We start from the raw sequence: 25452 nt of genomic DNA, 5'->3' as shown, positions 1-25452 counted from the left end.
AGAAGATTCAACTGCCAGGACGCGACGAAGTGCTCAGAAATTTCAATCGCTTGGCGTCCTTGGCGTTCAAATCATTCATCGCATCTTGGCGCTTTGGCGCCTTGGCGTTCAAATCTGCTTCTGCTTCTGGCGCCATGGCAGCTCGTCCCCTGCCTGCGCTACGGAATGAGCAGCACCTTCCCCGTCGTCGCCCGCCCGGCGAGCGCGCGGTGCGCCTCGGCCGCCTCGGCGAGCGGGTACGTGGCGCCGACGGAGATCGTGAGCTCGCCGCGCGCGATCGCGCCGAGCACGTCGGCGGCGCGCTGGAGCAGCTCCTCGCGCGTCGCGGTGTAGTGCGCGAGGCTCGGTCGCGTGAGGTACAGCGACCCCCTCTGGTTCAGGATCTGCGGGTCGAACGAGGACACCGCCCCGCTCGACTGGCCGAAGAGCACCATCATGCCGCGCGGGCGGAGCGCGCCGAGGCTCTTCGCGAACGTGTCGTGCCCGACCCCGTCGTAGACAACGTCGACGCCGGCGCCGCCCGTGAGCCGGCGCGCCTCGGCCTCGAAATCGGCCTGCGTGTACAGGATCACCTCGTCGGCGCCGGCGCCGCGCGCGAGCCGCGCCTTCTCCTCGGTCGAGACGGTGCCGATCACGCGCGCGCCGAGCCGCTTCGCCATCTGGCAGAGCAGCAGGCCGACCCCGCCCGCGGCCGCGTGGACCAGGCACGTGTGGCCGGGCCCGAGCGGGAACGTGGAGCGCGCGAGGTACTGCGCGGTGATGCCCTGGAGCATCGCGGCCGCCGCGCGCTTCGCGCCGACGCCCGCGGGCACGGGGACGAGCTTCTCGACCGGGATGCGGACGTGCGTGGCGTACGAGCCGGGGCCGCCGGTCCACGCGACCTCATCCCCTTCCCTCACCTCGGTGACGGAAGGCCCCACCGCCTCGACGCGCCCGGCGCCCTCGAGCCCGAGCGGGATCGGCGGATCGAGCTTGTACTGGCCGCTCCGCTGGTAGATGTCGATGAAGTTCACCCCCGCTGCCTCGACGCGGACCACGGCTTCACCCGGGCCAGGCGCGGGTGTCGGGTGCTCCTCGAGCTGCATCACCTCCGGGCCACCGGCGGTCTTGGGACGGATCGCGAGCATGTCGCCCATGTTGTCGAGCCGGCGCGGGCCGTCAAGCAACCGGCGCAGGCACGACCCCATTGCTTGCCCACCGGGCGCTGTGGATGATGCGTCCCCATGTCCGCTTCCACGCCTTCCGAGTCGCTCCCCCAGAACAACGCCTCTGGAGCCGCGTCCGCCCCGTCCGCCGCGGCGGCGGCGCCACCCGTCGCGGCAGCCTCGTCCACCTCCGCGCCCGCGTCGCCGGCCCCCTCGGCCGGCGCGGGCCCGGCAGGCGCGACGGCCGCGCCGTTCCCCGCGGGCTTCCTGTGGGGCTCCGCCACCGCGGCCTACCAGATCGAAGGCGCCGCCGCCGAGGACGGCCGCGGCCCCTCGGTGTGGGACGTCTTCTCGAACACCCCCGGCAAGGTCTTCGAAGGGCACACCGGCAACGTCGCGTGCGACCACTACCACCGCTACAAGGAGGACCTCGGGCTGCTCGCCGAGCTCGGCGCCAAGAGCTACCGCTTCAGCGTCTCATGGACACGGGTCCTCCCGGAGGGCACGGGCAAGGTCAACCCGAAGGGGCTCGACTTCTACGACCGGCTCGTCGACGAGCTCCTCCGCCTCGGCATCACGCCGATGTGCACGCTGTTCCACTGGGACTTCCCCCAGGCGCTCCAGGACCGCGGCGGGTTCCTCCAGCGCGACGTCGCCGACTGGTTCGCCGACTACACGACGGTCGTCGCCAGGCGGCTCGGGGATCGCGTGCCGTGGTGGGTGACGCAGAACGAGCCGCAGGCGTTCATCGGCAACGCGCTCCTCGATGGGCACTTCGCCCCCGGGCTCAAGCTCCCGTACCGGGAGTACCTGACCGCCGCCCACAACCAGATGCGGGCCCACGGCAAGCAGGTGGACGCCCTGCGGGCCGCGGTCAAAGCCGCGAAGATCGGCTACGTGCTCGCGACCCAGGTGCAGCGCCCCGCGACGGAGGACCCGGGCGACGTCGAGGCGGCGCGCGAGGCGATCTTCTCGGTCTACGAGCGGCACCCGTGGAACAACGCCTGGTGGATCGCGCCGGTGCTCGAGGGGCGGTATCCGGAGAGCGGCCTCCGGCTCTTCGGCAACGACATGCCCGACTTCCCCGCCAGCGACTTCGACCAGATCAAGCGGCCTATCGACTACCTCGGGCTCAACATGTACTCGGCGGGCACGTGGCGGCAAGGCAAGGACGGCAAGCCCGAGCGCGTCGCCTCCCCGCCCGGCTACCCGCGCGCGACGCTCGACTGGCTGCAGGTGGTCCCCAGCACCCTGTACTGGGGCTCCAGGTACTTCTGGGAGCGATACAAGCTGCCGATCGGGATCACCGAGCACGGCACCTCCACGAGGGACCAGGTCTTCCTCGACGGCAAGGTGCACGACCCGCAGCGCATCGACCTCATGCACCGGTACCTGCTCGGCCTCGCACGGGCGGTGAAAGAGGGCGTCCCCGTCGTCGGGTACTGGGCCTGGTCGCTCCTCGACAACTTCGAGTGGGCCGAGGGCTACAAGGAGCGCTTCGGGCTCGTCTACGTCGATTACCAGACCCAGCGCCGGATCCCGAAGGACTCCTTCTCCTGGTACAAGGAGGTCATCGCCACCAACGGGCGCTCGCTCCTCGGGCCGACCGCCGTCGCCTGGGAGAACGTGACCGGCTGATCCGGGAGGCCCGCGGCCCGATCTCGCTTCGGGCCGCGCGGCGGGCGCTATCCTGCGCCGTGCACCTCGTCACGCCCGTTCAAATTCTTGTCTCCCTGCTGCTCCTGGGCGGCTGCGGGGACGATACCGAGCTCGCGGGCGCGCCGCGGTCCACCGGCGCCGCGGGGCACAGCGGCGCCGCCGCTGTGTCCACGAACCCGGTTGTTCCCGGGGACTTCGCCGACCCGTCGGTCATCCGCGTGGGGCACGAATCCTGGGCGACGGCGACGAGCTCCGAGTGGGGCGCGCCGTTTCCGCTCCTCCGCTCGACCGATCTCGTGAACTGGGAGCGCGTGGACACCGTGTTCCCCGAGCTCCCGTCCTGGGCCGCCGGAAGCCTCTGGGCGCCCGAGATCAGCGAGGATGGCGGCCGATACGACGTCTTCTACACGGCCCGGCAGCGCGGCGGCCCGCTGTGCGTCGCCGCGGCCAGCGCTGCCGCGCCGGGCGGGCCGTACACCGATCACGGGCCGCTCACGTGCATGGAGGTCGGCTCCCTGGCCTGCCGAGATCGTCGACGAGCTCGACGGCGACGCGCTCGATTCCGCGTCGCGAACGGCGCCCTCGCGGTGGTGGCCGAGACGAGGGCGCCCGACCGCGCGCAGCTCCGGATGACGGTCGCCGACGGGCATCTGTTCCGCTTCACGATCCGCGCCGGCGGGGCCGCCGCCTGGGCCCCGGTCGGCGACGTGGTGGACGCCGAGGCCGGCCCCGATCTGCCGCCCTGGGATCGCGGCGTGCGCGCGGCTCTGTTCGTGCGCGGCCCGAGCGAGGCCTCCGCGAGGTTCGCGTCGTTCCGCATGGCGCAGCCGGCGCCGCGGCGCTGAAGCCCATCGGTCGACCGCGCGACCGCGGGAGTGCCGGGCGTCGACCGTCACACGAGCGCTGCTGTCCACCGTCCCGGAGAACACCTTGGCTCGGCAGATTCGCAATGCGAGGCCAGCCGCGAGCGGCCGGGCTCAAGATTGCAAAGATGTTTACGAAGGCTCTGCGGATCGGGCGCAGATGAGCTACTCTCTGCGCCTTTGCCTGGGCGCGTATGAACACACAGGCGCTCACAAGGAATACAAGGATATGGCTCTACGCAACGTTGTAGTCACGCTCACCGCGGCAGGTGGGATGTTCCTCGCCGCGTGCGATCCCGGCGACCCGCCCTCTTCCGGCGCTGGCGGCGCGGGCGGGGCTTCCGGCTCTGGAGGCTCGGGCGGCACGGTCGAGCCGGGGTGTCGCGCGCCCTCCGGCGGTCCGACGGTCCACGAGGGCGATCTGAGCGAGAACGAGACCTGGACCGCGGAGGGGAGCCCGCACATCGTGAGCTTCCCTGTCCGCCTCCGCGCCGGCGTGACCCTCACGATCGAGCCGTGCGCCGAGGTGCTGCTCGAGGAGGACACGGGCATCTCCGCGATGGAAGAGGGCGCCGAGCTGAACGCCGAGGGCACCGAGGCGCAGCCCATCGCGTTTCGCGGCAGCGAGGGCGCGCGGTGGAACAACGTCCACGTCGCGTGGCCGGCCAGGGCGACCCTCCGGCACGTGATCCTCGAGGGGGGCGGCGGCGATCGCTTCCACGCGAACGCGACGCTCTCCGCGTACGGGGCGTCCGTGACCCCCGCGGCGCCGGCCCTCCTCGTCGATCACGTGACGGTGCGCGGATCGCTCGGCGCCGGGGTGCTCCTCCTGCAAGCGTCGTCGTTCGCCGAGGGCTCCACGGACCTCGTGATCACGGAGAGCGGCAGTGAGGAGCACCCGTATCCGCTGGAGCTCGGGGAGCAGGCGATCGGCTCGATCCCTGTCGGCGAGTACACCGGCAATCGAAGGGACGAGATCCTGATCCTGGACGAGGGCGCCAATCAGACCTACGGGCTGCAGCAGGACACGACGCTGCGCGACCGGGGCGTGCCCTATCACTTCGGCGACTGGCACGACGCCCGCTTCAACATCGGCGCGGGCGGCGACGGCGCGCCGCTCACGACGCTCACCATCGAGCCCGGCGTCACCATCCGGTTCGAGCCCGGGAACGTCATGCAGATGGAGCACTTCACCGGCGAGTTCGCGGCGAGCGGCGTCCTCCGCGCGCTGGGCACGCCGGAGAGGCCCATCGTCTTCACCTCGGCCGCCGAGAACCCGGCGCCCGGCGACTGGGGCGGGCTCTGGTTCGGCGGCATCCCGCGCGACGAGAACGTCCTGGAGAACGTCATCATCGAGTACGCGGGCTATGACTGCGGCTGCAGCCTGCTCAGCTGCAACGACCTCACGACGTTCAACGGCGCCGTCATCTTCAGCGAGGCGCCGGCCAGCGCGTTCATCCAGGGATCGACGTTCCGGCACGTCGCCGGCCACGGCGTCACCCGCGGGTGGGTCGGCACGGCCGGGCCCGATTTCGTCGCCGGGAACACGTTCGAGGACGTGAGCGGCTGCAAGCAGACGCGCCCCTGGGTCGAGGGTCAAATGTGCCCTGACCCGATGCCCACCTGCCCGGAAGACCAGTAACGCATCGGTGTTTCGTGCCTGGTTCCGCGATGGGAAGAATTTGAACCACACAGGGCACAGAGGAGAGGCATCCACCCCGTCGTGAAGCGCTCAGGTGGGAATCCATTCGCCGTCACGGATGTCACGTGACATCCGTGACATGTCACGTGACATCCGTGACATGTCACGATGGACGCCGATGCAGCCCTGACCTGCGGGACGTGTCGCCGAGCGCCCCGCCGTCCGCTGTCCTCGCGCGACGGATCGGCACAGCGCTTGCAATCTGCCCCTGGCCGGCCCCCCCCATGTACCAGACGATCCCGGCGGCGCAGACAACCCGCCAAGGTCACGCTGGACGGCGTGTTCATGGCGGGCTCCGGGTCCGTGGCGGCCCCGAACGGGAGCATCGGCCACTACGTCGACAGCGCGATTCCTTGATACCACCGCGCATGGGCTTCCTCCGTACCGTCCTCGAACGGCAGCTCGCCCCGCTTGGTCGAGCAGCCAGCATCAACGATACAATCACCACAGGAGCACAAATCACATGAAAAGCATTCTCATGCAGGCAGGGGCGGCGGTCTTTCTGTGCCTCGCGACGGCGGGCTGCATCGCGACCGCGGGCGGGGAGCCCGAGGACGACGAAGACCTCGATTCGGCGAGCGCGGCGCAGCTCGATGGTGGAATGAAGAAATGGCGTCTGTACACGGCGACGTTCTCGAACGGCCAGCCTTTCTTTCGAATGCTCGCAATCACAGGGAGCAACGTGGGCCCCTACCAGGCCAACACGGAGTACTGGTATGTGACGAAGGCGAACCTGGGCTACCTCGGCCAGAAAAACGTGTTCTTCAACCACGTCGACGGCGATGGCACGCCTCCGCAGCTGAGCGGTACGCAGCAATTCCAGGTGCCCAGGCTGCTGCCCTGGGCCTCGTTCTCGAACGACCCGGTGAGCGGCGGCTTCCGCTACGACAAGGGCAGCATGTACCTCCGCGTGGACGTCGACGGCGGCGAGATCACGCAGCTGACCTGGTACCAGACGATCCTGGCGGCGCAATCCCCGGCGAACCTCGCGCCGAACGGCCTGTTCGCGATCGGTTCCGGTGCCGTGACGGTCCCCAACGGGAGCGCCGGCTACGCCATCGACAGCGCGATCCCTTGAGGCCACCGGGCCTGCGGACTAGGCCTCGATCAAGCGCGTCGAAATCGCTTCGTAGCGGGATCAAAATGAAAAGCCCGGGTGTTCGTCGAGTTGCTGAAGCTTGACACAAAACACCCGGAGGCTTTTCAGGTGAAGGATCGACGAAATTGGGCCGAAAGTGAAGCGAGAAAGATCGCGCGCCGACTGAAGCCCGTCGAGGGCGGACGCGAGCCGCGTGGAACGGGTCCCGAGTTCGCTGCACGCACGATTCGTTACGAGGCGTCCGACCGGGTTCACGCCATCCCCTGTGGCGGGCTCGGGGCCATTCATCAACTGGCCTGGAAGGTCGGGCTGGTGACCGCGCTCGACACGAGGCTGCCGATCTTGAAGCGCCGGCGCCCGTACAGCGAGGCCGACCATGTTCTCAACATTGCCTATAATTTCCTGTGCGGCGGAGCGGTGCTCGATGACATCGAGGTGCGCCGCAACGACAGGGCGTTCCTCGATGCGCTCGGTGCGCGTACGATCCCGGATCCCACCACTGCGGGCGACTTCTGCAGGCGCTTCGGGGCCGAGCAGATCCAGGGCCTGATGGACGTCGTGAACGACGTGCGCGTCGGCGTCTGGCAGAGGCAGTCGCAGGCGTTCTTCGAGCAGACGGCGCGAATCGACGCGGACGGCTCGCTCGTCGCCACCAGCGGTGAGTGCAAGCAGGGCATGGACATCGCGTACAACGGAATATGGGGCTACCACCCGCTTGTGGTCTCGCTGGCGAACACCGGGGAGCCGCTGTTCGTCGTCAACCGCAGCGGGAACCGACCTTCCGAGGAGAGAGCGCCCGAATTCTTCGCGCGCGCGATCACGCTCTGCCGTCGCGCCGGCTGGACGGACATCCTGCTGCGCGGCGACACGGCCTTCTCGCAGGCCGCGTACTTCGACCGTTGGCACGACGACGGCGTACGCTTCGTGTTCGGGTACGATGCCTACAAGCCGATGGTGGCACGCGCTGAAGGTGACGATGTGAGCGATTATCAAGAGCTCGTTCGCAAGGCCGACACCCTCTTCGAGGAGAGCAAGCGGCGCGCGAAGCAACCACGCATCAAGGAGCAGATCGTCCGTGAGCGCGAGTATCGTAATATGCGCCTCGAGCGTGAGGAGTTGGCGGAATTCGAGCATCGACCCACCAAGGCGGCGCGATCGTACCGCTTCGTCGTGCTTCGCAAGACGATCGTTGAGGAAAGGGGCCAGCGGTACCTGGGACAGACCTTCCGCTACTTTTTCTACGTGACCAACGATCGCGAGATGACGTGCGAGCAGGTCGTCCGCGAGGCCAACTGCCGCTGCAACCAGGAAAATCTGCTCGCGCAATTGAAGAGCGGCGTCCCGGCGTTGCGCGCCCCGCTGAACACGCTCGAGTCGAACTGGGCCTATATGGTGATCGCGTCGCTCGCGTGGTCGCTCAAGGCTTGGTTCTCTTTGCTCATGCCCACGGCGCCGCGATGGCACGAAGCACACCAAGCCGATCGAGAGCGCGTTCTGCGCATGGAATTCCGCTCCTTCGTGCAGCGTTTCATTCTCGTTCCGGCGCAGATCCTCCATACCGGTCGAACTCTCGTCTATCGGCTCCTTGCCTGGCGTCCCGAGCTGCCCATCTTCTTCCGCTTCCTTGATGCGCTCTGACGGCCGGGGCTGCCCGACGCACTGAGGCACGGGCAGCCCGACCGCGAACCCACAACCTCGAACCACGAAACGAGGGATCCTTGACCAGCCGCAGCGACGATCACCGAATCCCGGCTCTCCGGCAGGACGGATCCGCTCGGCGATTCGAGACGGCGGTTCGGCCCATTTCGAGGGTCGCCAAGCGCTTGTTTGAGGACTAGGACCGTCCCCGCCTCGCGACGATGATATCGTCGCCGCCGCCGACCCGCCTTTCGCGTGCGACGCGCGGACCGCCGTCGACACGGCGCCGCAGCGACGGAGTGACGCCATCGCGTCGTCAGGGAGTAGCGCAGATCTCGGGCCGGTCCTACCCCCGGGCGACCGCATCGCTCGACGCTCAGAGCGCATGAACCGAGGAGCGTCGCGTTGTACACAGGCGCCGACTCGCCCTGCTCGGGGCATTGCTGCGTCTCTATCAAGGCGGTCTCAGGATGAGCTCATTCGTCAAGCGTCATCGATTCGCGTTCTCGGTGCTCCTTCTCTGCGTCCCCGCGCTCACCGGCGCCGACGAGAGCGGCTGCGGCCGCCCTGCCCCCGCGCTCGACGAGCTCCGGGCGCCCGGCGTCGAGGAGGCCGCGGGTATCGTGCGTCCCGGCCGATGCGTCGTCACCGGCTGTAGCGGGCAGGTCTGCGCCAGCGAGCACGTGGCCACCACGTGCGAGTGGCGCGAGGAGTACGCCTTCTATGGCGAGCACGGCATCTGCGAGCGCGACGCGTCCGGACAGTGCGGCTGGCGCGAGACGCCGGAGCTCGACGCCTGCATCGTGTCGGCCTCGGGCAGCTGACCGGCGAGACGCAGGCTCGCGGCCCGCGCCGGCGCGGGCCGATCGGAGTCACCTCGGCTTGAGCTCGGTCAGGACGAGCAGGTACTCCGGCGGGTTGTTCGGCGAGAGCTTGGCGTACGGGTTCTCCTTGGTGGGGAAGCCGGTGAAGCGCTTCGTGTTGTACTCGCCCCAGGACGGGTTCTTGAAGAGCGGTATCACCGGCGCGTTCTGCGCGTAGAGCATCTGCACCTCGTCGAGGATGCGCTTCTGCTCGGCGAACTCCGTCGCTGCCTCGAACTGCTGGAGCAGCTTGTCGGCCCCCTTGTCGCCGTAGCGGTGCCAGTTGCGCGCGCTCGCCTCGCCGACGGGCTTCACGAGCTCCGCGGACATGAGCTCGCGGTAGTAGTTGTAGGGCGTGGGCTCGACGACCGTCCACCCCATCGACATGTCGAACGTGCCCTTCTGGAGCGCCTCGAAGAACGCGCTGAAATCGTAGGTCTTGAGCGAGGCGTCGATGCCGAGCTGCTTGAGGTTCTGCGTGATGATCTGGACCGCGCGGACCCAGTCGGACCAGCCGGTGACGACGTTGATCTCGAAGCGCATCGGCTTGCCGTCCTTCACCCGGATCCCGTCCGGGCCCGCGGTGTACCCGGCCTCGTCGAGGAGCTCTTTCGCCCTCGCCACGTCGAGCTTCACCCAGTCGCCCGCCTCAGCGGCCTTCGGGTTGCGCCAGCGCTCGTAGGAGTCGTCGAGCCCTGTCGCGTCCGCCGGCCTTGTGTAGTTGTTGGACGCGATCTTCACGATCTGCTCCCGATCGAGGCCCATGCTGATCGCCTTGCGCACGCGCACGTCGTCGAACGGCTTCTTCGTGCTGTTCGGGTAGAGCGTGGCCATGCCGCCGACGAGCGGGAACCAGAAATGGTGGTTCGCCGGGTCCTTGGCGACGTAGACCTTCTCGATCTCGGGCACGAACGCGCCCGCCCAGTCGACCTCGCCGTTCATGATCGCCAGGCTGATCTGGTCGTTGCCCGGGTACGCCGGGAAGCGGAGCCCGTCGACGGCCGGCTTCCCCTGCTGCCAGTAGTTCGGGTTCTTGCCGAGCTCGTACACCTGGTTCTGGAAGACCTTGACCTCGGTGAACGGCCCTGTCGCCACGGGGTTCTCGTTCGAGTAGGTGACCGGATCGGCCACGTCCTTCCACTTGTGCTCCGGCACGATCGGCTGGTGGCCGATGTAGCTGAGCCCCGGGACGTACGCCCGCTTCAGCGCGAACTCGACCGTCGTGTCGTCCGTCGCCTTGACGGACTCGACGAACTTCCACACCCCCGAGAGATCGAGCGCGGCGTGCTTCTTCAGGAGCTCGAACGTGAACGCCACGTCCTTCGCCGAGAACGCCTGTCCATCCGACCATTTGACGCCGGAGCGGATCGTGAAGGTGAGCTTCTTGTTCCCGTCGCTCCACGCGTACTTCGTCGCGAGCCACGGCGTGTACTCGCCCTTCATCGTGTTGAAGACGAGCATCGGCTCGTAGATGCCGGCGACCGTGGGAAAGCGCACGCTGCCCTCGGCGAGCAGCGGGTTGAAGTTGCGCACCCAGGAGGCCTGCTGCTCCCTGGAGATCGTGACGAACGCGGTGCCCTTCTTCGCGGGCGCCGCGCCGCTCTGCGCGGCCGCCGAGGCGCTGGCGCCGGGCGAGGGCTGCGCCTCTTGCTTGGAAGGACAGCCCGCCGTGACGCCCGCGGACAGGGCCAGCGCCGCCGCCGCGAACACGCGGCGCGTCATCGTTCGACTCTTCATCAGCATGCTCCACGCGGGAGTCAGGACCCGCGACAGTCCACGTCAGCCCCAGCACGCCGCACCGCCGCCCCGTACGGCGGAAAACGCGACCTCAGGACCGCCCGGTCGCGCCGGAGGCGGCACATCAGGGGGCGAACTTTACCGGTTCACCTGGGAGCATGTCAACTTGCGGCGTGAACGCGCGCAGGTCAGCGCGGGCGTCCGTCGCCCGGCAATCGGGAGGGCTCGGGCCGCTCGAGACGCTCGTCGTCAGCCAGCGCCCGAGGCGCCGGCGCGCCTCACCTCGGCACGTCGACGGGCACGAAGCAGGAGATGTTCGTCTCGATGTGGAAGTTCGACCCGTCGGTGTGGCGCTCCGCGTGGAAGATATCCATCGTGTAGCTGTTGCCCGGAGTGATGCCCAGGGAGCTGGCCTGCGCATCGAAGTCGATGACACCCGACTCGGGCCCGTGCATGCTGCCGAGATCGAGGGCGAGCTTGCCGTTGATGAAGATCCACATGTCGTCGTCGCCCCGGAAGCTGAACTGCTGGCCGGCGACGTAGCCGAACTTCAGGTGGATCTCGGTGGTGAAGAGGAAGTTCTGGTTCTTGTGGTTCTGAGGGGTGATCCCGAACCCCTCCTCAGGCGCCAGCGGGAAGAAATCCATGCTGTCGAAGACGTACTGACCCGAGCCGGGCGGCGACTCCTCGAGCTCGAGCTGCTTCGGGAAGGTCATGTTCACGCCCGGCACGTCCCGGTACCACTGGTCGAACGACGCCTTGCTGTTGATGACGACCTGATTGGGGTTCCCACCCCCGCAGTCGAGCGGGGTCTGCAGGTCCGCCTGGCAGCCGATCGAGTCGAGGAACACCGGCTTCCCGTCGCTGTCGAGCGCCGGCTCGACGAGCTTGCGTCGAACCACGTCGCCCCTGAAGTCCATCTCGAAGTCGGGGTGCGTGGCGTTGAAGTCGCGGTAGAGGACCTCGAGCGTGCTCTTGCACTCGCCCCCGCCGGCGCCGCCGGCGCCGACCGTCACGTTGCCCCCCGCCATGCTCCCGAAGTCGCCGCCGCTCGAGCTGCTATCGCCCCCCGAAGGCGTCCCGCTGGTGCCGCCGGTGGTCGTCCCGCTGCTGCCGCCGGAGCCGGAGGTCAAATTGCCGTTCTCGCCGGGCCCCGAAGAGCACGCCAGGGCAGCGACCGCGAAGGTAACAAGAAGGAAGGATCGAGGGGACATAGAGCACTCCAGTGAGAAAGTAGGACAACCACATTTGGTGGAAGTTGTCAACCGCGTCCCATGGACGCTGTACGCGAGATCGCGTGGCACTGTCCGCCGGATCTCGTGATGATCGTTTAATTCAGTCCGGCTGCAGCCCGCCGAACGTGCCCTGTTCGACGGGACAGAAGCGTAATGCGGCGCGTCGCTCTCACGCAGGCGGCTCAGGGCGAGGTGGGTCGGTCCGCCGCGGAAGACAAGCGAGATCGGGGAGCTCGCTTGTGCTGAGCTCCCGCCTTGCTTTTGCGCTGCCTCGCGTCTCCGCGCCTCCCGGCTCAGGACGCCCGCAGCTCGATTCGCTGCCAGTCGGCCGCGACCTCGATCTCGACGACCCCTTCCAGGACGCGGTGCGAGATGGCCCCGGCCACGGCGTGCGGCGGGGGCACGCCGTAGATCCGGATCGTCTCCACCTCGCGCGCGGGCGGCAGATCGCCCTCGACGCGGCGCTCCAGCGTGAACGTCGCGCCGTCGAATCCGCCCGAGAGCCGCGTCATGCGCGACGGACCCTGCCCGTCGCCCTCGTCCTCGTAAAGACGGCCGCTCACCCGCTCCGCCGCGTGCACGTGCCACGTGATCTCCTCCCAGCGCGCTGTCGTCGTGTGCATCCGCGGCGCGGTGAGCGCCACCGCGCCCCCGGCGCGCAGCCACACGGGGACGACCCCGAGCGGCGCATCGGCGATGACGTGGCGCCTGCCCTCCTCGACCTTCCCCGCGCGCTCCAGGTTGGCGAAGTCCATCCATGCGCCGGCGGGCAGGTACGAGAGCCGCTTCGATTGCCCCGGCCGCACCACCGGCGCGACGAGCAGGTCGTCGCCGAAGAGGAGCTGATCGTAGGCATGGAGCGCCTCGGGATCCTCCGGGGCCAGGAAGGACAGCGGCCGCAAGACCGGCAGGCCCGTCTCCGCCGCCTCGCGCATCAGCGTGTACAGGGTCGGCAGGAGCCGGTAGCGCCGCTCGAGCACCGCGCGCGCGAGGCCGAGGTACGGCTCGCCGAAGCGCCAGGGCTCCTGCGCCGGCCTGCCCCTCGCCGCGTGGTTGCGCATGAGCGGATAGAACAGCCCCGCCTGCATCCAGCGCACGAGCAGTTCGCCGTTCGCGCGGCCGGCAAAGCCGGGGATGTCCGCGCCGACGAACGGCACGCCCGAGAGGCCGAGGCCGACGAGCATCGGGATCGACGCCTCCAGATGCGTGAAATTGCTCGCAAAATCGCCGGTCCACACAGCGGCGTAGCGCTGGATGCCGGCGAAGGCCGCGCGCGTGAGCACGAAGGGGCGCCGGTCGGGCGCGTGGCGGGCGAGCCCCTCGTAGGCGGCCCGCGACATGCCGAGCCCGTAGACGTTGTGGACCTCGAGGTGCCGCCGGGCGCCGTGGCGCGCGTCGTAGGGGAGCGTGCTGCCCTCGATCGTGCCGAGCCCCGAGGTGCGCCCGCCGTTCGGCGCGGGCAGGCCCCTGTCGGGCCGGACGGAGAAGCACGCCGGCTCGTTCATGTCGTTCCAGATGCCGGCGATGCCGGCGTCGACGAAGGACTTCTGGAGATCGCCCCACCAGCGCTGCACGTCCTCGCGCGTCAGATCCGGGAAGACGGCGGGATCGGGCCAGACCTCTCCCACGAGGGTGTCGCCGCGCGACAGCCGGACGAGGAAGTCTCGCGCGCGCGCCTCCTCGTAGACGGCATAGCCCACGTCCGCCTTGATCCCCGGGTCGACGATCGTCACGAGCTTGACCCCCTCGGCCGCGAGATCGCGCGCGAGCCGCGCCGGGTCCGGGAAGCGCGAGCGGTCCCAGGTCCACACCCGGTAAGCATCCATGTAGTCGATATCGAGGTGGACCGCATCGAGGGGGAGGCCGCGCGATCGATAGCCGCGGACGACGCCGCGCACGTCGTCCTCGGTCTCGTAGCCCCAGCGCGACTGGTGCGCGCCGAGGCTCCAGAGGGGCGGCATCGCCGGGCGCCCGGTGAGCGCGGCGTAGCGCCGGAGGACGTCGGCCGGGTGCGGGCCGGCCAGGAGGTAGACGTCGAGCTCGGGCCCGCGCGACTCCCATTCGATGCGATCCGGGTCGCTCAGGGCGATGTCGACCTCCGAGCGCCACGGCTCGTCGAGGAAGAGGCCCCAGGCGACCCCGCCGCGGAGGGCCACGAAGAAGGGAATCGAGGCATAGAGCGGGTCGGATTCGACGTGCGGCGGGAAAGCGTCGGTGTTCCAGAAGGTGAAGCGCAGGCCGCGCTTGTCGAGCGGGCCGACCTTCTCGCCGAAGCCGAGGTAGGCCTCGCCCGGGGGCGCCGCGAGCGAGAGCCGGGCGCGGAGCTCGTCCACCGGGAAGGCCGGCCGGACCTCCCCGGAGACGCCCTCGCTGCGCGCGAGGATGCAGCCCTGTCCGTCGCCGAAGGTCCATGTGCCCGAGGCGAGGGAGACCTCGAGAGAGGCGCCCTCGGCGGTCACGTGGAGCGTGTCCCCCTCCCGGCGCGCGGAGAGCGGCAGCGCGCCGTCGGCGACCACGGCGAACGAGCGCTTGGGGGGGAGATCGGGGTGCGTGAAGCCCGTCACGGCGGACGAGGGAGCGTGGCGCACGCGCAGCACACCGGGACCTGGACAGCGGATCTCGATCGCGGCGCGGGCGCCCGAGAGGAGCACGTGAGTCGCGCCGAGCAAGGCGTCGGTGAGGTGCATGGCGCGAGTCTAGCCGGGCGTGGCCGTCCGGACCACGAATCGACCGGGGCGCTCGTCACGGCCCCACGCCCTGCAGATCACCGTCCCGGAGGCCTGCTCACTGCCCCCCTCCGAGCCGCCCCGGCGGCGGCATCTCCAGCGCCGGCGGGGGCTCGCCTGCCGGCCTGTGCTGCCAGTCGGGGTCGATCCAGAGCCATTTGACGAGCTGCGTGTTCCGCGCGTTGGGGATGTACCCCCTCACCCACGGCTTCACCAGGGTCGACTTCTCCTCGAAATAGAGCGGGATCCTGAACATCCCGTCGAGCGCCCGCCGCTCGGCCGTCCGGAAGAGCCGGATGCTCTCCCTCGGATCGGCCATCGCGGCGGCCTTGCGGATCGTCTCGTCGAACTCCGCATCTGCCCAGCCGCTCCGGTTCTGGGGGCTGTACGACAGGAACGTCCCGAGCCACGTCTGCGGATGGTTGTAGTCGGCGAACCAGGCCAGCCGGATCACCTGGAAGTTGCCGTCGCGGAGGTTCTTGAGCATCACCCGCCACTCCTCGTTCCGCAGCGTCACGGAGATCCCGAGATGGCGCTTCCACATGTCCTGGATGGCCACGGCGACCTGCCCGTGCCCCTCGCCCGTGTTGTAGAGCACCTCGATCGGCGGAAACCCCTTCGCGCGGAGCGTGTCCCCCTCGCGGACGACCTCGTATCCGGCCTCGGCGAGCAGCGCGCGAGCGCGCGCGGGGTCGTGGCCGACGTCAGGGCTCGAGAACGGATCCGCGCCGCGCGCCCTGTCCTCCGCCACCTGCTCGGCGTAGCCGGATCCGGTGATGTCGGGCACGTAGTGGGTCGCGGGCTTCCCCATCCGCGTGACCTTCTCGACCAGCTCGCGCTTGTCGATCGCGAGGTTCAGCGCCCACCGCACGCGCGGGTCGTCGAGCGGCGGCTTCCTCGTGTTGAGCTCATAGTACACGGTGGAGAGGTACTCGATCCGCCGGAGGTCCTTCTTCCCGGACAGCCAGCCGAGGTGGTCGTACGGGAGCTCGGAGTTGTCGCCCAGATAATCGAGGTCCCCTGCCTTGTAGAGCTGCAGGGTGGCGTTGTACTGGGCGATCTCCATCCAGACGATCCGGTGGATCCTGAGCGCGTCATGCGCCCAGTACGCCGGGTTCCGCTTCATCGTGATCTCGTACCGGAACTTCCACTCATCGAGCTGGTAGGGCCCGTTGACCACGATGTTCTCGGCGCGGAACCAGAGCTCCGGCTCGCCGCGCGCCTCGAACGGCTCGATGACGTCGCGGCGCACCGGGAACAGCGTGACGAAGCTCGTGAGATCGGTGAAATAGGGCGTGGGCTGCTCGAGCTCCACGTCGAGCGTGAGGTCGTCCCGCGCCCGCACGCCCACGGCGGTGTCGTCCTCGACGAGCTCCGATGCGGCGACGAACCCGGTCACCCCGCCTGAAGGCGGCGCCGCCCGTGGCGCGGCGGAGTCGTACGTGGGGAGGGCCGCGTGGGGCGCGACAAGGGCGTACGCGGCGGCCTCCGCGGACGCGGCCGGCGCGAGCAGGCAGCCCGGGAGATAGCCGCGGCCCTGAGGCCCCTCGATCTCGAACCAGCGGTCGGCCGCGCCGTTGCAGGCGACCGGCGGGCCGGCCGCGAGGAGGGCGACCTCGGCGCCCCGCCAACCGCCGCCGGGGGTCGCGTCGATCGGCGCGGGCACCGGGGCCGCGCCGGCCGCGTCGAACGAGAGCCGCTCGCCGGCGCCGGTCTTCTCGTCGGGCTCGGCGTACGTCACCGAGGCCACCCCGGGAGGCGGCGCCGCGAGGGGCGGCACCCCCGACGCGACCCGGGCGGGCGACTGGCCGAGCACGACGACGAACGCCCCCTTGGGGAGCTCGATCGCCGGCGGCGCGTCGGGGCGCGGCGCGGTGCGCAGTGTCGCGGCCTCGCGCAGCGCCTTGAGCTTGCCCAGGTTGAAGAGCTCGCCGTTCTTGAGGATGTGCAGGTTCGTGGCGGCGAGCGAGGCGGTGGAGGGGCGCAGCACGCGCTTCCACGCGTACTCGAAGTCGTGCGCCGTCACCGGCTTGCCGTCCGACCAGCGCGCCTCGGGCCGCAGGTGGAACCGGAAGATCCGGTTGTCGTCGCTCTGCTCCCAGCGCGTCGCCGCCCCCTGCACGGGATGGAGATCGCCGGCCGCGTAGGTGGTCAGCCCCTCGAACATCTGCTGGAGCAGCGTGATGCTCACGGAGTCGACGGCCTTGCCGGGATCGAGGTACTCCGGCTCGTCGCCGTTGTTGACGTAGAAGGTCGCGACGTCCTTGCCGGTGCGCGTCGTCGTCCCGACGTACCCATCGCCCTCGCCCGTGCACGCCGCGAGCGCGAGCAGCGCGCCGAGGAGGGCGACGCGCGGGCGCAGCGGCTCGCGGGCGAACGGCGTCATCGCTGTTCCTTGGTCCCGGGCTTCATAGGAGAATGAACCGCAGAGGCACAGAGGACGCAGAGGGAAGAGAAGAGAGATGAAATATGATCTTCTTCTCTCTCCTCCGTACCCTCTGTGCCTCTGTGATTCAAATTCCCCCCATCACGGACCCGGGAACGCGCTCAGGAGACGCGGTGTCAGTCGGCAAACCCCTTCGGGTTCTGCTCCTGCCAGCGCCAGCTGTCGCGGCACATGGTCTCGAGGTCGCGCTCCGCGCGCCAGCCGAGGAGCTCCGCCGCGCGCGCCGGATCCGCGTACACGGAGGCGACGTCCCCGGGGCGCCGGGCGACGATCTCGTGGGGGACCCGCTTCCCGCTGACCTTCTCGAACGCGGCCACCATATCGAGAACGGAGTATCCACGCCCGGTGCCGAGGTTGACGGTGAAGCTGTCGCCGACGGTGAAGATGCGGTTCAGCGCGGCGAGGTGCCCGAGCGCGAGGTCGACAACGTGGATGTAGTCGCGCACGCCCGTGCCGTCCGGCGTCGGCCAGTCGCCGCCGAACACCCGGAGCTTGTCGCGCCGCCCCACCAGCACCTGCGTGATGAACGGCGTCAGGTTGTTCGGAATGCCGCTCGGGTCCTCGCCGATAAGCCCGCTCTCGTGCGCGCCGACCGGGTTGAAGTAACGCAGGGACGAGAGCGACCAGCCGCCGGTGGCCGCGACGTCGCGCAGGATGTGCTCCACCATGAGCTTGGATTGCCCGTAGGGGTTGGTCGGCCCGAGGCGGCACCCCTCGTCCAGCGGCACGCGCTCCGGATCGCCGTAGACCGTGGCAGACGAGCTGAACACGAGCTTCCGCGCGCCCCGGGCGTCGAGCGCCTTGAGCAGGCACACGGTCCCGGCGACGTTGTTCTCGTAGTACGAGAGCGGCTTCGCGACCGACTCGCCGACCGCCTTGAGCCCCGCGAAATGGATCGTCGCGTCGATGGGATGCTCGGCGAGCAACCGATCGAGCCGCGCCGCGTCGCGGATGTCGCCCTCGACGAACGTCACCTGCTTGCCGGCGATCCGCTCCACGCGCTCGACGGCCGCCTTGCGGCTGTTGCAGAGGTTGTCGAGGATGACCACCCGGTAGCCCGCGTGGAGGAGCTCCACGCAGGTATGCGAGCCGATGTAGCCCGCGCCTCCGGTGACCAGGATCGTCTTGCTCATGTCGTTCTCCCGAGAGCGTCCATGCTGCTCTCCTTGAATGAGGCCATGGCCCAGGCCAGCACGTCAACGGGCACGTCCCCTCACCCCCCGCGGCCGCGCGAAGGCGTCGCCGCGCGGCCGAGCGGAGCGGCTGTCGGACGGCGACGGAGATCGTGGTGGACGGGGATCGGCTGTCACGGCGCCGCCGGCCCGGCCGGCCCACCCAGCGTCGGGCCGAGCCGGCCCGGCGCCGGGAACTCGAGCTGCGGAAACGCGATCTCGTTCGACGGGTTGTCGCGCCAGCGCGGGTCGATCCAGAGCCACTTGACGAGCTGCACGCTCCGCGCGTTGCCCTTGAACCCCTTGACCCAGGGCTTCACAAGCGTCGACTTCGTGTAGAAATACAGCGGCAGCTTGGGCATGCGGTCGACGGCCCGCTTCTCCGCCCTGCGGAACACCTGGATGCTCTCCTTCCGACCGGCCGTCGCCGCGGCGGTGCGCATCAGGTCGTCGAACTCCTTGTCGGCCCAGCCCGTCCGGTTCTGCGGGCTGTAGGAGAGCAGCGTGCCGAGCCACGTCGCCGGGTGGTTGTACTCGCCGATCCAGCCGAACCGCACGACCTGGAAGTTGCCGTCGCGCACGTTCTTGAGCATCACCTTCCACTCCTCGTTCCGCAGCGTGGCGGAGACGCCGAGGTGACGCTTCCACATGTCCTGGACAGCGACGGCGATCTGCTTGTGCCCCTCGCTCGTGTTGTAGAGGATCTCCAGGGCCGGGAAGTTCTTCGCCCGGTATCCGTCGCCCTCCCGGACGACCTCGTAGCCCGCCTCGGTGAGCTTCGCGCGGGCGCGCTCCGGGTTGAACAGGACGTCCGGCGACGAGAACGGGTCGACCCCGAGCCTCCTGTCCTCGTCGAGCGCCTCGTCGTAGCCCGAGCCCGTGTAGTCCGGGACGTAGTGCGTGGCCGGCATCTGCCCGCCCCGCGTGATCTTCTCGACGATCTGCTGCTTGTCGACCGCCAGGTTGAGCGCCCAGCGGACGCGGACGTCGTCGACCGGCGGCTTCCTCGTGTTGAACTCGAGCCAGTACGTGGAGAGGTAGGGGAACCGCTTGAAGTCCTTCTTTGTCGACAGCCAGTCCAGGTGCTCGGCGGGGAGCGAGGAGTTGTCGCCTCCGTAATCGAGATCTCCGGCCTTGTAGATGTTCATCGCGGCGTTGTACTGCTCGATCTCCAGCCAGACGACGCGGTGAATCTTCAGCTTGTCACGGTCCCAGTACATCGGATTCCGCTTCATCGTGATCTCGTAACGGAACTTCCACTCATCGAGCGTGTAGGGGCCGTTGACCACGATGTTCTCGGGGCGGAACCAGAGCTCGGGCTCGCCGCGCTGCGCGAACGCCTCGATCACGTCCTTGCGCACGGGGAAGAGCGTCACGTAGCTCGTGAGATCGATGAAGTAGGGCGTGGGCTGCTCCAGCTGCACGTCGAGCGTGAGGTCGTCCCTGGCGCGGACGCCGACGGCGCCGTCGTCCTCGACGAGGAGCGCCTCGGGCACGAACCCCACCGGGGGCTCGCCCTGCGCGGCCGCGGGGGCCGCCGCGGCGTCGTACGTGGGGAGGTCCGCGTGCGGCGCGACGACCGCGTAGGTCTCGCGGGGCGCGGCGCCCGCGCCGTCCTTGCCCGCGGCGGGGGGGACGAGCAGGCAGCCCGGGAGGAAGCCGCGCGCGCCGCCCCGCTCGACCTCGAACCAGCGATCGGCGGCGCCGTTGCACTGGCACGGCGGGCCCGCGCGGACGATGTCGACAACGGCGCCCTGCCAGCCGCCGCCGGGCGCGGGGCCGAGCGGCGCGGCGCCGCCGGCGGCAGCGTCGAACACGAGCCGGTCTCCGGGGCCGCCCTTCGCGTCGCCCTTCGTGAACGTCACCGCGGCGGCGCCCTCCGGCAGCGCCGCGAGCGGCGCGATCGCGGTGTCGACCTGGATCGGCGAGCGCGCCAGCACCACGACGAACGACCCCTTGGGCAGATCGAGCGCGGACGGCGCGTCGAGCCGCGGCGCGGTGCGCAGCAGGGTGGCCTCGCGCAGCGCCTTGAGCTTGCCGTGGTTGAACAGCTCGCCGTTCTTCACGATGTAGAGGTTCGTGGCGGCGAGCGAGGCGGTGGAGGGGCGCAGCACGCGCTTCCACGCGTACTCGAAGTCGTGCGCCGTCACCGGCTTGCCGTCCGACCAGCGCGCCTCGGGCCGCAGGTGGAACCGGAAGATCCGGTTGTCGTCGCTCTGCTCCCAGCGCGTCGCCACCCCCTGCACGGGATGGAGATCGCCGGCCGCGTAGGTGGTCAGCCCCTCGAACATCTGCTGGAGCAGCGTGGAGCTCGCCGAGTCGTTCGACTTTCCGGGGTCGACGTACTCGGGCTCCGTGCCGTTGTTGATGTAGATCGTCGCCTCGTCCTTGCCGACGCGCGCGGTCGTGCCGGCGTACCCGCCTTCGCCCTCGCTGCACGCCGCGAGGGCGAGGCACGCGAGCCCGAGCGCAGCGAGGGCGCCCCGCGCCGCGCAACCGGCGCTCCCGCCACCCCCCTCGCCGCCGGCACCTCGTCGCTCCGGAGCCCGTCGCATGCCGCGGGAGTAGCACGGCCCCCGGGGGGCAGGAAGGCAGCGGCTGCCCGGTCCGGGGGGCGTCGCTCGTCCGATCTGCGAGACGACCGCGGCCGGCCCGCGGTCTTCGTGTAAGGTCGCGCGCTCGTCATGCTGCACGCCCGCGTGGTCGTCTCGTCGCGCGCTCTCTCGGTCTGCTCGGCGCTCGTCCTCGGGCTCCTCGCCGTCGGCTGCGGCGGCGCGAGCCCCCCGGGCACCGCGCCCCCGCCAGCGTCGCGCTGCGATCCGGCGCACCTCGACGCGTGCGAGCGCGCCCTCGCCGCGGCCCTCGCCGAAGGCCGCGCGCCGCGCGAGTTCGCCCTGGGCTACGTCGAGGCCCGCGCCGCCCGGGACGCCGGCGATCCGTGGGCGCTCCTGCTCCGCGATCTCGACCGCCGCGGCGGGGCGACGCCGCGCGTCGCGGTCATCGTCGAGGCAGGCGCGGAGGCCGCCGGCAAGGCGCAGCGCGGTGGCGCGGCGGACGCGACGTGGATCCGCGCCGCGCCGCTGCCAGCCCCCGGCGCGCTGGGCGCCGACGCGCTGCTCCTCGCGATCGGCGAGGCCCTCGGGGTCGAGCACCTCGTCCACGCGCGCGCCCGCGGCGGCGGCGCGGTCCAGCTCTTCCCGAGCGACCCGCTGGCGCCGTTCATGGCCGGCGTCGCGCCGATCGCGCGCGGCGACGCGGCGCTCGCGCGCGTCGCGGACGACATCGCGCTCGCGGCGCTCGTGCGCCGCGCCTTCGACGCCGCCGGCGGCTTCCGCTACGTCGAGGCCGCGCGCGCGGCCGACGCCCTCGCCGCCGCGCTGAAGGGGCGCGACCCGAACGACGAGCCGGCGCTGCGCGGCCGGTACGCGCTCCAGCTGCTCGGGACGGCCGGCGTCGCGCTCGAGGACGACGGCGACGCGACCGGCGCCGCCGGCGCGCCCGCGGCCCCCCGGCTGGATCCTCCGCCCGCGCCGGACGATACGCCCTACGGCGACCTCCTCCGCGTGCGCACGGCCCGGGACAGCCGCGCGGCGTGGCGCGTCCGCGGCGCGGCGGTGCTGCGGGCCGTGCCCGCGGGCCGGCGCGCCGCGCTCGACGACCTGCTCGGGAAGGCGCCGGGCTGCGGCCGGGACGTCGCCCCGCCCATGGAAGGCGCGCGCGACCTCGTGTTCGCCTCGGCGCTCGCCGGCGCCCTCGCCCCGGGCGACGCCGCGGCTGTATCCGCTGCATCGGCTGCATCGGCTGCATCGGCTGCATCGGCTGCATCGGCTGCATCGGCCGCACCCGCCACCGGGAGCGCCGCGGCGGCAGCGCCGGGCAGACGGCTGCCGCTCGACGCGTGGCTGCCGCGCTACGAGGCGCTCGTCCGCGCCGTCGATCAGACGAGCACCGCGTGGGCACACGCGCCGAGCCTGCTCTACGAGCGCGGCCCCGCGCCCGCCGCAGGCCAGGCGGGCAGCGCCGCCCACCGGCGCGTCACCGAGCTCGGCCTCGCGCACCTCGCCGCGCTGCGCGCGCTCGCCGAGGCCGAGCCGCGCCGCTACCGCGCGCTCGCGCAGCTCCCCCTCGCCTACAGCCCCGGGGTGCTCGCCGACGAGCGCCTCCGCGACGCCATCATCGACCTCACGCAGGTCGCCGTGCAGCGCCGCATGGCCGATGCGCGCGATCCGGAGGCGGTCCTCGGCGCGGCGCTCGCCGGCGTCTTCGCGGGCATGTCGTACCCGCCCGAGGTGCAGCCCGCGCACTTCCTGGCCCTCCAGGGCGCCCTCACCGCCAAGCTGCGCGGCGACCTCGCCGCGCAGACCGGCTGGGGCGTCGCCGGCCTCTACGCCGCCGACGCGCTCTACCGGCTCCTCTCGGAGCGGTCGCCCGATCTCGCGTTCTCGTCGGCGCAGATCGAGCGCGCGCTCTCGCCCGCGCCGGCGCTCCCCTACCCCGGCCTCGCGGCGCTCGCCGCGAGCCTCTCGCGCTACGCCGCGCTCGACGCCGCCGGCGCGCTGGATCTGCGGGCGATCGACGCGCCCCGGCTCCCTCCCGAGCGCCGCGCGGCGCGCGACGCGCTCCGGCGCGCCGTCGCGGGGCTCGCGGCGGGCGACGCCGGCGCCGGCGCGGCGGGCGACGTGGAAGCGCCGCCGCCCGGCCTCGTGGAGGACGTCACCGCGCTCGCCGACGGCGTCCTCGCCGTGCTGCTCACCGAGCGCTCGCGCAAGCCGCCCCCGGCCGCGGACGCCTGCCCCGCCGCGGGGCGCGGGCCGAGCCCCGAGGCGCGCCGCGCGCTCGCGCGGCTCGGCGACGTCCGCGGCCGGATCCTGCGCGCGCCGCGGTACAGGCAGGGCGACGGCGCGTGGGTGCGCCGGGCGCGGCTCCTCGTGACGCTCCTCTCCGACGCGCTCGATCTGCTCGCCGCGCCCGGCGCCCGCGCGGCTCGCGCCGGCGCATCGGAGCCCCGCGTGCGCTTCACCGTCCCGACCGCGGACGCCGAGGCCGCCGTCGCCGCGGGCCTCTCCAGCTGGGGCGACAGCGGCCTCCCGGACGCGCTCACCGGCGGCTACGCCCTCGCCCGCGCGCTCCTCTCCTCCGCCACCGCGGAGCGCTTCGCAGAGCAGAGCGGCGCCCCGCTCGGCCGGGTGCTCCGCGGGCTCGCCGCGGCGTTCCGCGACGACACGGCGCAGACCGGCGCCGGGCAGGGCCCGGGCGGCGGCGCCCTCCTCGACGCGCTCGCGTCGCTGCCCGCCTCCCGGACGGAGGGCGACCTCCTGGACCTGTTCGTCGGCTACGCCCGGGCGCTCTCGGCGCTCGGGCTGCGCGATCAGGCCGACCTCGGGCTGCTCACCTCGCTCCTCGGCGCGGCCGTGGTGGGCAGGCCGCCGTCGCCGGAGGCCGTCGCGCACGCGAACGAGAGCGGCAGCCGGGTCGCGTGGGTGCTCTCGTACCTGAGCGAGATCGCGAAGGCCCGGCGCGGCGTCCCCCCGGACCCGTCGGCCTACGCGGACGCGATGCGCGAGGCGTCGGACGACGCCTGCCAGACGGCCGACGCGGGCGACGTGCTCGCGATCATGGGCGCCATGCGCGACTTCGCCGGCGGCCGGCGCGCCGAGGCGCGCGACGCGCTCGACCGCGTCCTCGCGGCCGCCGACGATCGCGGCCTGCATGTGCCGCGCATGACCTACCGCTACCAGGAGATGACCGCGACCCGCGTCTTCTCGCTCAGCTTTGACGTCTCGTACGGCGCCGGGCTCCTCGAGAGGTCGACGAGCTTCCAGCTCGGCCTCGGCCTCCGCAGCCGCGGCGAGCCCTCGGGCGCCCTCACCGCGGCGCTCGCGCCCGAGGGCTCGCCCCGCAGCGACGAGGACGCTGGGCGCGCCTACGTCGGCGCCGCGGCGCTCGCGGCCGCCTACCACTTCCTCGATGGCGACACCGAGCGCGGCGCCGCCGCGGCGCGCCGGGCCATCGCCGCCCTCTCGTTCGGCCTCCGGCTCGGGGAGCGGGCGCTGCGCCAGGACCAGCCGCTCGCCTGGGGACGGGACGCGCGCGCGCTGCTCGCGATCGACGCCCAGCTCGCGGCCGAGGCCGGCCACCCCTTCCTGGCCGGCGACCTCTGGACGCTCGTCCGCGGCCTCTTGCCGCCGGACGCGGACGACGCCGCGGTCGCGGCGCTGCTCGATCCGCTCCCGGCGGGGCTCGCCGCCGCCCCGGGCATCCGCCCGCTCGTCGCGAGGACCGCGCGCTCGCTCGCCGTGGTCGCCGGCCCGCTCGCGTGCACCGAGGCGAAGGTCGAGCTCGGCGGCCACGAAGAGCCCGCCTGCGACGCCTACCCGCTCGCGCTCTCGCTGCGCATCGCGGACGTGCTCGGCAAGCTGCCGCACCTCCGGCGCGCGGGCAGCGCGGCGGCGTGCCCCGCCCTGCGCAGCCTCGACGGCTTCCTCACGGCCGCGGAGCGGGGGACGTACGATCCCGACGCGTTCACGGCCGCCGTGGAGGCGCTGCGCCGGAGCGGCCGGCTCTACGACGCCGGCGTGATGCTGGCGCGGCAGCGGCGCGAGGGGCACTGCGGCCCGCTCGTGCTCGCCGCCGCGCGCGCGCTCGGCCGCGCGCCCTCCCTCGGCCCGGCGCTGCGCGCCGACCTGCTCAGCGTCGCGGTGAGCTGCGCGGCCGCGGCGCTCGACGGGAGCGTCGTCGACGACGTGCTGGCGCTCGACGGCGAGACGCGCGCCCTCCCGGACCTCGGCCGCAACCTGAACGTCGTGCTCTTCGCGACGGAGCTCGCCGTGCGCGCGGAGCGCTGGGACGTCCTCGCGAAGCTCGCGAAGCAGCCCGAGTTCGTCGACCGGTGGACGGGGGAGGACGCCGAGGCGGCGGCGACCGCGCACCTCATCGAGACGGCCGCGGCCGTGCTCGCCGGCGCGCCGCCGCCGGGCGACGCGCGCGCCCACAGCGCGCACGCGAAGCTCTGCGGCGAGCCTCCGCCCGGCGCACGCGCCGCGATGTGCGCCGACATCCAGCGCCTGCGCGCCGGCGCCGTGCCCGAGGCGCAGCGCCGGCAGCGCGCGAAGGAGGCGCTGGAGCGGCTGCTCGCCGCCGCGCGCGGGCAGGCCGCCCCGTAGCCGC

15 protein-coding genes are annotated in these 25452 nt (G+C 71.5%); 7 read left to right on the top strand and 8 right to left on the bottom strand.

What is annotated here, in order from left to right:
• Nucleotides 1-7 precede the first annotated feature (7 nt).
• On the bottom strand, nucleotides 8-136 hold the full coding sequence (locus WMF17_RS17945; RefSeq protein WP_437603302.1) for a hypothetical protein: 129 nt from the start codon (nucleotides 134-136) through the stop codon (nucleotides 8-10).
• Between the two features lie 22 nt (nucleotides 137-158).
• On the bottom strand, nucleotides 159-1127 hold the full coding sequence (locus WMF17_RS17940; RefSeq protein ID WP_437604269.1) for a quinone oxidoreductase family protein: 969 nt from the start codon (nucleotides 1125-1127) through the stop codon (nucleotides 159-161).
• A gap of 96 nt (nucleotides 1128-1223) precedes the next feature.
• Between WMF17_RS17940 and WMF17_RS17935 the strand changes: the two genes are divergently transcribed.
• The 6 genes from WMF17_RS17935 (at nucleotide 1224) to WMF17_RS17910 (ending at nucleotide 8930) form a co-directional block, all read left to right on the top strand.
• On the top strand, nucleotides 1224-2783 hold the full coding sequence (locus WMF17_RS17935) for a GH1 family beta-glucosidase (RefSeq protein ID WP_437603301.1): 1560 nt from the start codon (nucleotides 1224-1226) through the stop codon (nucleotides 2781-2783).
• A 59-nt stretch (nucleotides 2784-2842) separates the two neighbouring features.
• Nucleotides 2843-3649, top strand: a complete 807-nt coding sequence (locus tag WMF17_RS17930; RefSeq protein WP_437603300.1) for a glycoside hydrolase family 43 protein — start codon at nucleotides 2843-2845, stop codon at nucleotides 3647-3649.
• A 247-nt stretch (nucleotides 3650-3896) separates the two neighbouring features.
• Nucleotides 3897-5309, top strand: a complete 1413-nt coding sequence (locus WMF17_RS17925) for a hypothetical protein (protein ID WP_437603299.1) — start codon at nucleotides 3897-3899, stop codon at nucleotides 5307-5309.
• Nucleotides 5310-5832: 523 nt separating this feature from the next.
• Nucleotides 5833-6447 (top strand): hypothetical protein, encoded by a 615-nt coding sequence (locus WMF17_RS17920; protein WP_437603298.1) that lies wholly within the window; start codon nucleotides 5833-5835, stop codon nucleotides 6445-6447.
• A gap of 129 nt (nucleotides 6448-6576) precedes the next feature.
• Nucleotides 6577-8106 (top strand): IS1380 family transposase, encoded by a 1530-nt coding sequence (locus WMF17_RS17915; protein ID WP_437604211.1) that lies wholly within the window; start codon nucleotides 6577-6579, stop codon nucleotides 8104-8106.
• 470 nt (nucleotides 8107-8576) lie between these two features.
• On the top strand, nucleotides 8577-8930 hold the full coding sequence (locus WMF17_RS17910) for a hypothetical protein (RefSeq protein WP_437603297.1): 354 nt from the start codon (nucleotides 8577-8579) through the stop codon (nucleotides 8928-8930).
• A 48-nt stretch (nucleotides 8931-8978) separates the two neighbouring features.
• Here the strand turns inward: WMF17_RS17910 and WMF17_RS17905 are convergent, their stop codons facing one another.
• The 6 genes from WMF17_RS17905 to WMF17_RS17880 form a co-directional block, all read right to left on the bottom strand.
• The gene (locus WMF17_RS17905; protein ID WP_437603296.1) at nucleotides 8979-10706 is read right to left on the bottom strand and encodes an ABC transporter substrate-binding protein; all 1728 of its coding nucleotides are present in this window, start codon (nucleotides 10704-10706) and stop codon (nucleotides 8979-8981) included.
• Nucleotides 10707-10984: 278 nt separating this feature from the next.
• The gene (locus WMF17_RS17900) at nucleotides 10985-11920 is read right to left on the bottom strand and encodes a fibro-slime domain-containing protein (protein ID WP_437603295.1); all 936 of its coding nucleotides are present in this window, start codon (nucleotides 11918-11920) and stop codon (nucleotides 10985-10987) included.
• A 314-nt stretch (nucleotides 11921-12234) separates the two neighbouring features.
• Entirely contained in the window at nucleotides 12235-14628 is a 2394-nt protein-coding gene (locus WMF17_RS17895) for a glycoside hydrolase family 31 protein (protein ID WP_437603294.1), read from the bottom strand.
• A gap of 97 nt (nucleotides 14629-14725) precedes the next feature.
• Nucleotides 14726-17053, bottom strand: a complete 2328-nt coding sequence (locus tag WMF17_RS17890; RefSeq protein WP_437603293.1) for a peptide ABC transporter substrate-binding protein — start codon at nucleotides 17051-17053, stop codon at nucleotides 14726-14728.
• 176 nt (nucleotides 17054-17229) lie between these two features.
• Nucleotides 17230-18246, bottom strand: coding sequence for a UDP-glucose 4-epimerase GalE (galE, locus tag WMF17_RS17885; protein WP_437603292.1), 1017 nt, complete (start codon nucleotides 18244-18246; stop codon nucleotides 17230-17232).
• Between the two features lie 173 nt (nucleotides 18247-18419).
• Entirely contained in the window at nucleotides 18420-20840 is a 2421-nt protein-coding gene (locus WMF17_RS17880) for a peptide ABC transporter substrate-binding protein (protein WP_437650562.1), read from the bottom strand.
• A gap of 129 nt (nucleotides 20841-20969) precedes the next feature.
• Between WMF17_RS17880 and WMF17_RS17875 the strand changes: the two genes are divergently transcribed.
• Complete coding sequence (locus tag WMF17_RS17875; RefSeq protein WP_437650561.1) at nucleotides 20970-25448, top strand: hypothetical protein; 4479 nt, start codon at nucleotides 20970-20972, stop codon at nucleotides 25446-25448.
• The last annotated feature ends 4 nt before the right edge of the window (nucleotides 25449-25452 follow it).

The organism is Sorangium sp. So ce362 (genome assembly GCF_051519845.1).
Lineage (GTDB): Bacteria > Myxococcota_A > Polyangia > Polyangiales > Polyangiaceae > Sorangium.
Note: the sequence above shows the minus strand (reverse complement) of the source record. Positions and strands in the feature narration are given on the sequence as shown.

Bases quoted from the DNA above. Each gene is read 5' to 3' on its own strand.
- galE (WP_437603292.1), bottom strand. From the start codon at position 18,246: ATGAGCAAGACGATCCTGGTCACCGGAGGCGCGGGCTACATCGGCTCG.
- WMF17_RS17875 (WP_437650561.1), top strand. From the start codon at position 20,970: ATGCTGCACGCCCGCGTGGTCGTCTCGTCGCGCGCTCTCTCGGTCTGC.
- WMF17_RS17880 (WP_437650562.1), bottom strand. From the start codon at position 20,840: ATGCGACGGGCTCCGGAGCGACGAGGTGCCGGCGGCGAGGGGGGTGGC.
- WMF17_RS17920 (WP_437603298.1), top strand. From the start codon at position 5,833: ATGAAAAGCATTCTCATGCAGGCAGGGGCGGCGGTCTTTCTGTGCCTC.
- WMF17_RS17905 (WP_437603296.1), bottom strand. From the start codon at position 10,706: ATGAAGAGTCGAACGATGACGCGCCGCGTGTTCGCGGCGGCGGCGCTG.
- WMF17_RS17900 (WP_437603295.1), bottom strand. From the start codon at position 11,920: ATGTCCCCTCGATCCTTCCTTCTTGTTACCTTCGCGGTCGCTGCCCTG.
- WMF17_RS17890 (WP_437603293.1), bottom strand. From the start codon at position 17,053: ATGACGCCGTTCGCCCGCGAGCCGCTGCGCCCGCGCGTCGCCCTCCTC.
- WMF17_RS17940 (WP_437604269.1), bottom strand. From the start codon at position 1,127: ATGCTCGCGATCCGTCCCAAGACCGCCGGTGGCCCGGAGGTGATGCAG.
- WMF17_RS17925 (WP_437603299.1), top strand. From the start codon at position 3,897: ATGGCTCTACGCAACGTTGTAGTCACGCTCACCGCGGCAGGTGGGATG.
- WMF17_RS17945 (WP_437603302.1), bottom strand. From the start codon at position 136: ATGGCGCCAGAAGCAGAAGCAGATTTGAACGCCAAGGCGCCAAAGCGC.
- WMF17_RS17895 (WP_437603294.1), bottom strand. From the start codon at position 14,628: ATGCACCTCACCGACGCCTTGCTCGGCGCGACTCACGTGCTCCTCTCG.
- WMF17_RS17935 (WP_437603301.1), top strand. From the start codon at position 1,224: ATGTCCGCTTCCACGCCTTCCGAGTCGCTCCCCCAGAACAACGCCTCT.
- WMF17_RS17910 (WP_437603297.1), top strand. From the start codon at position 8,577: ATGAGCTCATTCGTCAAGCGTCATCGATTCGCGTTCTCGGTGCTCCTT.